The 11,571-nt window shown below is 72.7% G+C and carries 9 protein-coding genes; 6 read left to right on the top strand and 3 right to left on the bottom strand.

Annotated features, from left to right (window positions below; genetic code table 11):
- Positions 1 to 513: 513 nt before the first annotated feature.
- On the top strand, positions 514 to 963 hold the full coding sequence (locus ACFVVX_RS33045; protein WP_387951091.1) for a PTS glucose transporter subunit IIA: 450 nt from the start codon (positions 514 to 516) through the stop codon (positions 961 to 963).
- Positions 964 to 1,143: 180 nt separating this feature from the next.
- Positions 1,144 to 2,814 (top strand): phosphoenolpyruvate--protein phosphotransferase, encoded by a 1,671-nt coding sequence (ptsP, locus tag ACFVVX_RS33040; RefSeq protein ID WP_387951089.1) that lies wholly within the window; start codon positions 1,144 to 1,146, stop codon positions 2,812 to 2,814.
- A gap of 118 nt (positions 2,815 to 2,932) precedes the next feature.
- Here the strand turns inward: ptsP and ACFVVX_RS33035 are convergent, their stop codons facing one another.
- The 3 genes from ACFVVX_RS33035 to ACFVVX_RS33025 all read right to left on the bottom strand — a co-directional run bounded on the left by ACFVVX_RS33035 (position 2,933) and on the right by ACFVVX_RS33025 (position 6,604).
- Positions 2,933 to 5,017 carry an acetoacetate--CoA ligase gene (locus tag ACFVVX_RS33035; protein ID WP_387951103.1) on the bottom strand — a complete coding sequence of 695 codons (2,085 nt, stop codon included), beginning with the start codon at positions 5,015 to 5,017 and terminating at the stop codon, positions 2,933 to 2,935.
- 97 nt (positions 5,018 to 5,114) lie between these two features.
- On the bottom strand, positions 5,115 to 5,663 hold the full coding sequence (locus ACFVVX_RS33030; RefSeq protein WP_387951087.1) for an NUDIX domain-containing protein: 549 nt from the start codon (positions 5,661 to 5,663) through the stop codon (positions 5,115 to 5,117).
- 41 nt (positions 5,664 to 5,704) lie between these two features.
- A complete protein-coding gene (locus ACFVVX_RS33025) occupies positions 5,705 to 6,604 on the bottom strand; it encodes an NUDIX domain-containing protein (RefSeq protein ID WP_387951085.1) in 900 nt (299 codons plus the stop codon).
- A gap of 297 nt (positions 6,605 to 6,901) precedes the next feature.
- Between ACFVVX_RS33025 and mmuM the strand changes: the two genes are divergently transcribed.
- The 4 genes from mmuM to glpK all read left to right on the top strand — a co-directional run bounded on the left by mmuM (position 6,902) and on the right by glpK (position 11,449).
- Complete coding sequence (mmuM, locus tag ACFVVX_RS33020) at positions 6,902 to 7,885, top strand: homocysteine S-methyltransferase (RefSeq protein ID WP_387951083.1); 984 nt, start codon at positions 6,902 to 6,904, stop codon at positions 7,883 to 7,885.
- 103 nt (positions 7,886 to 7,988) lie between these two features.
- Positions 7,989 to 8,753, top strand: coding sequence for an IclR family transcriptional regulator (locus ACFVVX_RS33015; RefSeq protein WP_387951082.1), 765 nt, complete (start codon positions 7,989 to 7,991; stop codon positions 8,751 to 8,753).
- A gap of 337 nt (positions 8,754 to 9,090) precedes the next feature.
- Complete coding sequence (locus ACFVVX_RS33010) at positions 9,091 to 9,828, top strand: MIP/aquaporin family protein (RefSeq protein ID WP_387951080.1); 738 nt, start codon at positions 9,091 to 9,093, stop codon at positions 9,826 to 9,828.
- A gap of 94 nt (positions 9,829 to 9,922) precedes the next feature.
- On the top strand, positions 9,923 to 11,449 hold the full coding sequence (gene glpK / locus ACFVVX_RS33005) for a glycerol kinase GlpK (RefSeq protein WP_387951079.1): 1,527 nt from the start codon (positions 9,923 to 9,925) through the stop codon (positions 11,447 to 11,449).
- Positions 11,450 to 11,571: the final 122 nt, after the last annotated feature.

The following is an 11,571-nucleotide window of genomic DNA, read 5'->3' as shown; positions in this document are numbered from 1 at the left end:
GGCGTTGACTTTTGGCACGCTGTTGAGTTCTCAAGGAACGGACACTTCCTTCGGTCTGCCTTCCAGCAGGCCCTCCGGGCGCTTCGTTCTTTCGTATTTCCAGCTTAGCAGATCCGTTTGCCAGTTCTTAACCGGCGCTTTTCGTATCTGAAACCTGGTGTTAACCGCCAACTCGTGGCGACTCGCCCAACCATAGCGGGTCCCCGGCCCGAGTGCGAATCGAGCCGCACCACCATCACCCGGTCGGCCGCATGATTTGTTGCTCTCGCGAGCATATACAGCAATGGTTCCGGTCCGGCAAGATGCCTGTAGAGTGCGGCGCATCGACCAGAGGACTAGACCACTTCAGCCGACGAACCGTCGGCCCGGCGCCCTGGCAACCGTCGTTACTTTGAGGGCCCTGGGCCCGGCTATGTCAGCAGATGTCCGAAGTTGACATGATTTAGGCTTCAGTCGATCGTCCTGCCGCTGCTTGCGGCCGCTCGCTGTACTGCGCACTTGGGAGGCTCAACCATGACCACTGTGACGTCGCCGCTGACCGGCAGTGTCGTCGGGCTCGCCGGCGTGCCCGACCCCGTCTTCTCAGGCGCGATGGTCGGCCCCGGCACTGCGATCGACCCGGTGCGCCGGCCGACGGAGGCCGTTGCGCCGGTGGACGGTGTCGTCGTCTCCATGCACCCCCACGCGTTCGTCGTGGTGGATGCGGACGGACACGGCGTACTGACCCACCTCGGCATCGACACCGTGCAGCTGAACGGCGAGGGCTTCGAGCTCCTCGTCAACAAGGGGGACACGGTGACCCGCGGCCAGGCCGTCATCAAGTGGGACCCGGCCGCCGTCGAGGCCGCCGGCAAGTCGCCGATCTCGCCGATCGTCGCGCTGGAGGCCGGCGCCGACGCGCTCGTCGAGGTCCGGGAGGACGGGGAGGTCGCCGTCGGCGACGCCCTCTTCGGCTGGAGCTGACCCCTCCTCTCTGTTCTGTTCTCCCCCGGGCTGCTCGGCGCCCGGGACGCGGGTGCGCATCGGCGGAGTCCACGCCACAACCAAAGCCGAGCCGACACACCCGCCCCGCCGCACTCGACGGGGCGGCCCGGCAGACAGCGGTTCCCGGCGGGGCCGCTGACCTCAGCGGAGACAGGTGACATGAAGAAGACGCTGCGCGGCGTGGGTGTGAGCCACGGGGTCGCGATCGGCCAGGTGCGGCACATGGGGACGGCGGTGCTGGAGCCGCCGGCCACCCAGATCCCCACCGAGGACGCCCCCCGTGAGCAGGCCCGGGCCCAGGCGGCCGTGGAGGCGGTGGCCGCCGACCTGATCGCCCGCGGCAACCTGGCCGGCGGCGAGGCACAGGCCGTGCTCGAGGCGCAGGCCCTGATGGCGCAGGACCCCGAGCTGATGGCCGACGTCAGCCGGCGGATCACCGTCGGCAGCAGCGCCGAGCGCGGCGTGTACGACGCCTTCGCCGCCTACCGCGCGCTGCTCGCCTCCGCCGGGGAGTACCTGGCCGGGCGCGTCGCCGACCTGGACGACGTCCGCAACCGCATCGTGGCACGGCTGCTCGGCGTGCCGATGCCGGGTGTGCCGGACAGCGACGAGCCGTACGTCCTGTTCGCGCGGGACCTGGCACCCGCCGACACGGCTCTGCTGGACCCGCTCCTGGTCCTCGGCTTCGTGACCGAGGAGGGCGGGCCGACCAGCCACAGCGCCATCCTGGCCCGCGCGATGGGTGTGCCGGCCGTGGTCGCCCTGCCCGGTGCGGCCGAGGTCGCCGAGGGCACCGTGGTCGCGGTCGACGGCAGCTCCGGCGACGTGCTGGTGGAGCCGTCCCAGGAGACGCAGGACGAGCTGCGCCGCGTCGCCGCCGAGCGGAAGGCCGCGCTGGCCGGGTCCTCCGGTCCGGGCCGGACCTCGGACGGGCACCGGGTGCCGCTGCTCGCCAATGTGGGCGGCGCGGCGGACCTGCCGGCCGCGCTGGAGGCCGGGGCGGAGGGTGTCGGCCTGTTCCGCACCGAGTTCCTCTTCCTCGACGACTCGGCGAAGGCGCCGAGCGAGGAGAAGCAGATCGAGGCGTACCGCAAGGTGCTGGAGGCGTTCCCGGAGGGCCGGGTCGTGGTCCGGGCCCTGGACGCCGGTGCGGACAAGCCGCTGGACTTCCTGACGCCGGCGGACGAGCCCAACCCGGCGCTGGGTGTGCGGGGTCTGCGCACGCTGCTGGAGAACCCCGAGGTCATGCAGACCCAGCTGCGCGCGCTGGCGAAGGCCGCCGAGGGCCTGCCGGTGCACCTTGAGGTGATGGCGCCGATGGTCGCCGACCGCAAGGACGCCAAGGACTTCGCGGACGCGTGTCGCCAGGCCGGGCTGCAGGCCAAGTTCGGCGCGATGGTGGAGATCCCGTCGGCCGCGCTGCGGGCGCGTTCGATCCTGCAGGAGGTCGAGTTCCTCTCGCTGGGGACCAACGACCTCGCGCAGTACACCTTCGCGGCCGACCGCCAGGTCGGCGCGCTGGCCCGGCTGCAGGACCCGTGGCAGCCGGCGCTGCTGGACCTGGTCGCGCTCGCGGCCGAGGCCGCGCAGGCCACCGGAAAGAGCTGCGGCGTGTGCGGCGAGGCGGCCTCCGACCCGCTGCTGGCCGTCGTGCTCACCGGTCTCGGGGTGACCAGCCTGTCCATGGGCGCGGCGTCCATCCCCTATGTCCGGACCGCGCTGGCCAAGTACACCCTGGCCCAGTGCCGCCGGGCCGCCGAGGCCGCCCGGGCCGCGGACAGTGCCGACGAGGCGCGGGCCGCGGCGCAGCAGGTGCTGTCGGGCGAGTAGCCCGGACGGGACGGGCAGGACAGTAGGACGGTACGCGAGAGGGGCCGCTTCCACCGGTGGGTGGAGGCGGCCCCTCTCGCGTGCGGTCAGGCTCTCGAGCGGTCGGGCTCTTGTGCGGTCAGGCCTGGCGGTCCAGGCGGAGCTGCTCGAAGAAGCGCAGGTGGTCGAGGTTGTCGACCGAGCCGGGGTTGACGGCCTGCTCCAGCGGGGTGCCGGAGAGCAGGCGCTTCACCGGGACCTCGATGCGCTTGCCGGTCAGGGTGTGCGGCAGGCCGCGGACCGCGATGACCTCGTCGGGCACGTGCCGCGGGGAGAGCTCGGTGCGCAGCGAGGTGCGGATGCGGCCGATCAGGCCGTCGTCCAGGACTGCGCCGGGGGCGAGGACGACGAACAGCGGCATCCAGTAGCCGCCGTCGGGCTCCTCCAGGCCGATGACCAGGGATTCGGCGATCTCGGGCAGGCGCTCGACGACCTCGTAGATGTCGGAGGAGCCCATCCGGACGCCCTGGCGGTTGAGGGTGGAGTCGGAGCGGCCGTGGATGACGACGGTGCCGCGGGAGGTGACGGTGATCCAGTCGCCGTGGCGCCAGGTGCCCGGGTACATCTCGAAGTAGCTGTCGCGGTAGCGGGTGCCGTCGGGGTCGTTCCAGAAGCCGGTGGGCATCGACGGGATCGGCTTGGTGACGACGAGCTCGCCGACGGTGTCGGTGTGCGGGCGGCCCTGGACGTCCCACGACTCGACGGCGGCGCCGAGGCAGGGGGCCTGGATCTCACCGAGGTAGACCGGGAGGGTGGGGACGCCGCCGACGAAGCAGGAGCAGACGTCGGTGCCGCCGCTGACCGAGGCGAGCCAGACGTCCTCCTTGACCTCGTCGTAGATCCAGCGGAAGCCGTCGGGCGGGAGCGGGGAGCCGGTGGTGCCGATGCAGCGGACGGCGCCGAGGTCGAGGTCGCGGCCGGGGTGGAGCTCGGCCTTGCGGCTGGCGATGACGTAGGCGGCCGAGGTGCCGAGGACGGTCGCGCGGGTGCGGGCGGCGACGGACCAGAGAGCGCCGGTGTCGGGGTGGCCGGGGCTGCCGTCGTAGGTGACGATCGTGGACCCGGTGAGGAGGCCGGCGAGGAGGAAGTTCCACATCATCCAGCCGGTGGAGGTGTACCAGAGGAAGCGGTCCTCGGGGCCGAGGTCGAGGTGGAGGCCGGCCTGCTTGAGGTGTTCGAGCAGGATGCCGCCCTGGCTCTGGACGATGGCCTTCGGCAGGCCGGTGGTGCCGGAGGAGTAGAGGACCCAGAGCGGGTGGTCGAAGGGGACCGGTTCGAAGACCGGCGCCACGTCGTCGGCGACCAGGTCGTCCCAGTGCAGGGCGCCTTCGGGGGCGGGGGCGCCGAGCAGCGGGACGTGCACGACGGTGCGCACCGTGGGCAGTTCGCGGCGCAGCTCGGCGACCACCTCGGTGCGGTCGTGGTCCTTGCCGCCGTAGTGGTAGCCGTCGATGGCGAAGAGAACGGCGGGTTCGATCTGCTGGAGGCGGTCGAGGACGCTGCGGGCGCCGAAGTCGGGGGCGCAGCTGGTCCAGACGGCGCCCACCGCGGCGCTGGCGAGGAAGGCGACGGCGGCCTGCGGGATGTTCGGCAGGTAGGCGCCGACTCGGTCGCCGGGGCCGATGCCGCGGGCCCTGAGGGCGGCGGCGAGGGAGCCGACCTGGCGGCGGAGTTCGGCCCAGGTGAGGGTGGTCGGCTGCTCGGTGGTCTCGTCCAGGTGGAGGACGGCCGGCTTGTCCGCGTTGGGCGACGGCGTTCCGTCGGGGCCGGGCTCGCCGTGGCGCAGGGCGTGCTCGGCGTAGTTGAGGCGGGCCCCGGGGAACCAGCGGGCGCCGGGCATGGCCGGGTCGGCCAGGACGGCCTCGGGCTGCTGGGTGAACCGGACGTCGAACCACTGGGTGACGGCGGTCCAGAAGCGGTCGAGGTCCTCGGTGGACCAGGCGTGCAGGGCGGCGTAGCGCTCCGCGGCCTGCTCGTCGCCGTCCACGGGGGCGAGGGGTGCGGCCGGTGCGCCGTGGTGTTCGGCGGCCCAGGCCTGGAAGGCCACGAGGCCGGCGGCGGCGGCGCGAGCGGGGGTGGGGCGCCAGAGCGGCTGGTCCTGGGGTGGGGTGCTCACGGTGGTGGTCTCCCGGCCGGTGGAATGGGACGGGGTTGCTTGTGGCAGGGCCCGTCCGGTTGGGGCTGTCGGTGCAGACCCTGCCATGTGATCGCCCGGTGCGCCAGGGTCTGCTCCCGGGGGTGCGGGCCTGGTCAGCGGCCGCTCAGCGCGGGGCGTACTCGCCGTTGAACCAGGAGCGGGAGACACGGGTGTGGAAGGGGAAGGCGAGCGGGGTGTGGAGGGTGCCGAGCTGCCAGCCCTCGGTCTCGTCGGTGGGCCGGGAGGGCGGCAGGTCCACGAGGGGGCGGGCGGGGAGGAGGCCGAAGAGGCAGAGGAAGCCGCCCCCGGTGTCGGTGTCGGTGGCGACCAGGGTGACGTCGGTGGAGTCGGCCAGGATGCCGGTCTCCTCGCGCAGTTCGCGGACACAGGCCTGCTGCCAGCTCTCGCCGTAGTCGACGTAGCCGCCGGGGAGGGCGAGCTCGCCGTAGCCCGGCTCGATGGTGCGGCGGATGACGACGAGTCGCGGCTCGGCGCCGGCGTCGGTGACCGGGAGGAGGGTGACCACGACGGGCAGCGGGTTGCGGTAGCTGATCTCGGCGCAGCCGGGGCAGGTGCGGGGCCAGGCCGAGGTGCCGGGCGGGTAGGGGGTGCCGCAGAAGTGGCAGTGGGAATTGGGCCGGTGGGCCGCCGGGCGCGCCTCGTGTGTGGTCATGGGCGGATGGTAGTTGGGGCGGGTGGGGCCCGGGGAGCGGGTCAGTGGATCTCGTCCTCGCGGGTGGGGCGGAGCAGCGCGGGGTGGAGGAGCTGGGCGTCGCCCGCGCAGTAGTTGCGGGCGCGCGGGCCGCCACGGGCGCCGCCGCGCTCGGTGGTGGTGCCGGTGCTCTCGACGAAGCCGGGGACGGAGAGCACCTTGCGGTGGAAGTTGCCCGGGTGGAGCTTCTCCGCCCAGACGGCCTCGTAGACGGCGCGCAGCTCGGGGATGGTGAAGTCGTGCTGCAGGAAGGCGGTGGCCAGCGGGCTGTACTCGATCTTGGCGCGGGCGCGGTCGAGGCCGTCCGCGAGGATGCGGGCGTGGTCGAAGGCGAGCGTTGTCGGTGCGGCCCCGTCGGGCCGGGGGCCGGTGTGCCCGTCGACGCCACCCCCGTGGGTGTCGACGGGCACACCGGCGGCTTGGGGGCGGCCGGTGGGCGGCCGGAGGTCGAGGCCGGTGACGGGGTGCCAGGCGGCGGACGCCGCGTCCGAGCCTGCCTGTGGGTCGGGCAGGTCGGGGGCGAAGGCCAGGTAGGCGACGGAGACCACGTGCATGCGCGGGTCCCGGTCGGGTGCGCCGTAGGTGCCGAGCTGTTCGAGGTGGATGCGGCTGAGGGCGGCCTCGGCGTCGGCGGCCTGCAGGCCGGTCTCCTCGGCGAGCTCGCGGGCGGCGGCCTCGGCGAGGCCCTCCTCGCCGGCCCGCAGGAAGCCGCCGGGCAGCGCCCAGGAGCCCTGGTAGGGCGGGGCGGCTCGCTCGACGAGCAGGACGTACAGGTCGCCGTGGCGCAGCGTCAGGGCGACGACGTCGACGGTGACGGCGACCGGGGTGTAGGCGCGCGGGTCGTAGGAGGCGAGCCAGGCGCGCTCGGCGGCGGTGCCGTCGTCGGGCTGCTCCCCTGTCATGGCGCGCTCCTCTCGGCCTCGGTCGTGGCGGTCCCGGTCCTGTCCGGTCCCGCGTCGGTCTCGTGTCCTGCGTCCGTCCCGCGTTTCGTTCGGTCCCGGTGTCGCCGTTGTCGTTGTCGTTGTCGGTCTTGTCGTTGTCGGTCCCGTCGGTGCCGGTCTCGTCGGCGCCCGTCTCGTCGTTCTCGGAATGAGCACAACGTAGCGATCGTTTGACTGTGCGGCAAATGGTTTTCCCGGTGATTGCGGGGCTCTCGCCCTCCTAGGGTGTGAGCAGGAGCTCTGCCTCAGGAGGCCGCCATGTCCGTCACTCCCCCGTCCGGTCGGCCGGACTTCGTCGCCGCGTTGGCGGCCGGGCCGCTGGTGCTGGACGGCGGGATGTCCAACCAGCTGGCGGCGGCCGGGCACGACCTGTCGGACGCGCTCTGGTCGGCGCGGCTGCTCGCGGACGATCCCGGGGCGGTGGTGGCCGCGCACCGGGCGTACTTCGACGCCGGGGCGGACGTCGCGATCACCGCGAGCTACCAGGCGAGCTTCGAGGGGTTCGCCCGGCAGGGGCTGGACCGGGCGGAGGCCGCCCGGCTGCTGGCGCGCAGTGTGGAGCTGGCGCGGCGCGCCGCACGGGAGGCCGGGGCGGACCGCCCGCTCTGGGTGGCCGCGTCGGTGGGCCCGTACGGGGCGGTGCTGGCGGACGGCTCGGAGTACCGGGGGCGGTACGGGCTGAGCGTGGCCGAGCTGGAGGCCTTCCACCGGCCCCGGCTGGAGGTGCTGGCGGCGGCCGGGCCGGACGTCCTGGCCCTGGAGACGGTGCCGGACGCGGACGAGGCGCGGGCGCTGCTGCGGGCGGTGCGCGGGTTGGGGGTGCCCGCCTGGCTGTCGTACAGCGTCGAGGGCGACCGGACCAGGGCGGGGCAGCCGTTGGCGGAGGCGTTCGCGCTCGCGGCGCGGGCGCCGGAGGTGGTGGCGGTGGGGGTGAACTGCTGTACCCCGGCGGACGCGGACCGGGCGGTGGCGCTGGCGGCACGGGTGACGGGCAAGCCGGTGGTGGTGTATCCCAACAGCGGTGAGGAGTGGGACGCCGCAGCGCGCGACTGGTCCGGCGGGTCGACGTTCGGTGCGGTGGGCGGCCCGGTGACCGGTGCGGCGGGCGGTGCGGCGGCCGGGGGGCCGGGGCGGGCGGGCGGCTGGCTGCGCGACGGCGCCCGGCTAGTGGGCGGCTGCTGCCGGGTGGGGCCGCGCGAGATCGCGGCGCTGGCCGCCGAGGTGGCGCGGGCCCGGCGCTGAGTTACCGAGGGGGAAGGTGCACGGAGCGGGTGCGGCCTGGCAGACTCGTCCCGTCACCACTGCGGTCGACAATGTCGACCGCCTGTCAGCGCGGAGGTACTGAATGCCCGGCCCGATCCAGTCGCTTTCCCGGGCCGCCGCGATCATGCGCCTCTTGGCCGGCGGCGAGCGCCGCCTGGGCCTGTCCGAGGTCGCGACGGCGCTCGGCCTCGCCAAGGGCACCGCGCACGGCATCCTGCGCACCCTCCAGCAGGAGGGATTCGTGGAGCAGGACCCGGAGAGCGGCAAGTACCAGCTGGGCGCCGAGCTGCTGCGGCTGGGCCAGAGCTATCTGGACGTGCACGAGTTGCGGGCGCGCGCCCTGGTCTGGGCGGACGACCTGGCCCGGGCGGCCGGCGAGACCGTCTACCTGGGGGTGCTGCACCAGCAGGGGGTGCTGATCGTGCATCACGTCTTCCGCCCGGACGACACCCGGCAGGTGCTGGAGGTGGGCTCGATGCAGCCGCTGCACAGCACCGCCCTGGGCAAGGTGCTGGTGGCGTACGACCCGGTGGCGCGCGGCGAGCTGGGCGAGGGGCCGCTGGAGGCGTACACCGGGCGGACGCTGACCGATCTCGCCGACGTCGACGCGGAGGCGGCGCTGACCCGCGAGCGCGGCTGGGCCGACTCGATCGAGGAGACCTGGGAGGGCGTGGCCTCGATCGGCGCGCTGATCCAGGACCGGCGCCGCAACCCGGTCGGCGCGGTCTGCGTCAGCGGCCCGGTGGAACGGGTCTGCGAGGACGGCTTCGTCCGGCCCTCGCTGGTCGCCTCGGTGCGCAGCGCGGCACGGGCGATCTCCCGGGACCTGGGTGCCGGGCGCTTCTAGGGCTCTTCCGGCACGCGCGGGGACCCCGGACCGGGCACGGCCCCGGTGCCGGCCGGCTCCGGACATCCGAACATCTGACGTTCACGCTGAGGCGCGGACAGGCGGGATGCCTGTCCGCGCCTTAGCGTTTTGTCCGTATTTAGGGTTATCCGATTGGTAACTTCGAGTGAAGGGTCACAGCTGCGTAACCCGGCCTTGACGTGAAGGCGGCCTGGGGAGGAAGCTTCCGCATGACGGTCGACATTGTCGAACGATGGCCGAGCAGATCACTCCCACAATGCGCTCACCCGCACAGCGATCGCTCGGCCGCCTGCCCCCACCCGCACCTCCGGGCCATATGGACAAGGGAGTCTTTGTGTCCGCGTTCTCCAACGGCGACATCTTCGTCGGCGAAACCCTCGGCACCGCAGCCCTGATACTTCTCGGCGGCGGCGTCTGCGCCGCCGTGACGCTCAAGAAGTCGAAGGCCATCAACGCCGGCTGGCTGGCGATCACCTTCGGCTGGGGCTTCGCGGTGATGATCGCCGCCTACATGTCGGCCCCCAAGTCGGGCGCGCACCTGAACCCCGCCGTCACCCTCGCCCTCGCCGTCGACAGCGGCGACTGGAGCAAGGTCCCCGTCTACCTCGGCTCCCAGCTGCTCGGCGCGATGATCGGCGCCGTCCTCGTCTGGGTCACCTACCTCGGCCAGTTCCAGGCCAACGAGGAGCCGACCCTGGGCATCTTCTCGACCGGTCCCGAGATCCGGAACCCGATCCAGAACCTGCTCACCGAGATCATCGGCACCATGGTGCTCTGCCTGGGCATCCTCACCCAGGGCCTCAACAAGGGTCTCGGCCTCTCCGGCATGGGCATCCTGATCGTCGCCTTCACCGTCGTCGGCATCGGCCTCTCGCTCGGCGGCCCGACCGGGTACGCCATCAACCCGGTCCGCGACCTGGGCCCGCGCATAGTGCACGCGCTGCTGCCGATCCCGAACAAGGGCGGCTCGGACTGGTCCTACGCCTGGATCCCGGTGGCCGGTCCGGTCATCGGCGGCCTGCTCGCCGGCGGCCTGTACCACGTCGCCTTCTGACGGCCCCCGGGTTTCCCGCCCACCCGAGCACGGGGACTGACCAGACGAGTCGGACCCACCCACCCCGTACCCCCATCTTGAGCCGAGGACCCTCATGACCTCCACTGGCACTGGCAACTACATCGCCGCGATCGACCAGGGCACCACGTCCAGCCGCTGCATCATCTTCGGAGCGGACGGCCGGATCGTCGCCGTCGACCAGCAGGAGCACCGGCAGATCTTCCCCCAGCCGGGCTACGTCGAGCACGACGCCGCCGAGATCTGGACCCGGGTGCAGTCGGTCGTCCGCGGTGCGCTGGAGAAGGCCGGACTGACCAAGGACGACATCCGCGCGATCGGTATCACCAACCAGCGCGAGACCACCGTCCTGTGGGACAAGAACACCGGCGAGCCCGTGCACAACGCGCTGGTCTGGCAGGACACCCGCACCGAGGCGCTCTGCCGCGAGCTGGGCCGCAACGTCGGCCAGGACCGCTTCCGCCGCGAGACCGGCCTCCCGCTGGCCAGCTACTTCGCCGGCCCGAAGATCCGCTGGCTGCTGGACAACGTCGAGGGCCTGCGTGAGCGCGCCCTGGCCGGCGACATCCTCTTCGGCACCATGGACACCTGGGTCATCTGGAACCTCACCGGCGGTGTCAACGGCGGCAAGCACGTCACGGACGTCACCAACGCCAGCCGCACCATGCTGATGAACCTGCAGACCCTCGCCTGGGACGACAAGATCGCCGAGTCGATGGGCGTGCCGCTGACCGTCCTGCCGGAGATCCGCTCCTCCGCCGAGGTCTACGGCCACGCCGTGGGCGACCTGGAGGGCGTGCCCGTCGCCTCCGCGCTCGGCGACCAGCAGGCCGCGCTGTTCGGCCAGACCTGCTTCAACAAGGGCGAGGCCAAGTCGACGTACGGCACCGGCACGTTCCTGCTGCTGAACACCGGCGAGGACATCGTCAACTCGTACCACGGCCTGCTGACCACCGTCGGCTACCGGATCGGCGACCAGGCCCCGGTGTACGCCCTGGAAGGCTCGATCGCCGTCACCGGCTCGCTGGTGCAGTGGCTGCGCGACCAGCTCGGCATCATCTCCACCGCCGCCGAGATCGAGACCCTCGCCAACACCGTCGAGGACAACGGCGGCGCCTACTTCGTCCCGGCCTTCTCCGGCCTGTTCGCCCCGTACTGGCGCTCCGACGCCCGCGGTGTGATCGCCGGCCTCACCCGGTACGTCACCAAGGGCCACCTGGCCCGCGCCGTCCTGGAGGCCACCGCCTGGCAGACCCGCGAGGTCGTCGACGCCATGGAGAAGGACTCCAAGGTCAAGCTGACCGCCCTCAAGGTCGACGGCGGCATGACCAGCAACAACCTGCTCATGCAGAACATCGCCGACGTGCTGGACGCCCCGGTCGAGCGCCCGTACGTCGCCGAGACCACCGCGCTCGGCGCCGCCTACGCGGCGGGCCTGGCGGTGGGCTTCTGGAACGACCTCGACACCCTGCGGGCCAACTGGCACCGCGCCGCCGAGTGGACCCCGCGCATGGACGAGGCCACCCGGGAGCGCGAGTACAAGAAGTGGCTCAAGGCCGTGGAGCGCACCATGGGCTGGGTGGAGGAGGACGAGCAGATCTGACCGCGGAGCCGGTCGGGGCCACACGGCCCCGACCGGCCCGCTCCCGTTTCACCGGCCCGCCGCACCGGGCCGACCGGCCTCTCAGCAGGGGCCGCACCGCACACCGAGAGGAGTAACGGCGC

The sequence above is a fragment of the Kitasatospora sp. NPDC058170 genome (assembly GCF_042883905.1).
GTDB lineage: Bacteria > Actinomycetota > Actinomycetes > Streptomycetales > Streptomycetaceae > Kitasatospora.
This window is presented reverse-complemented; position numbering and strand designations above follow the sequence as displayed.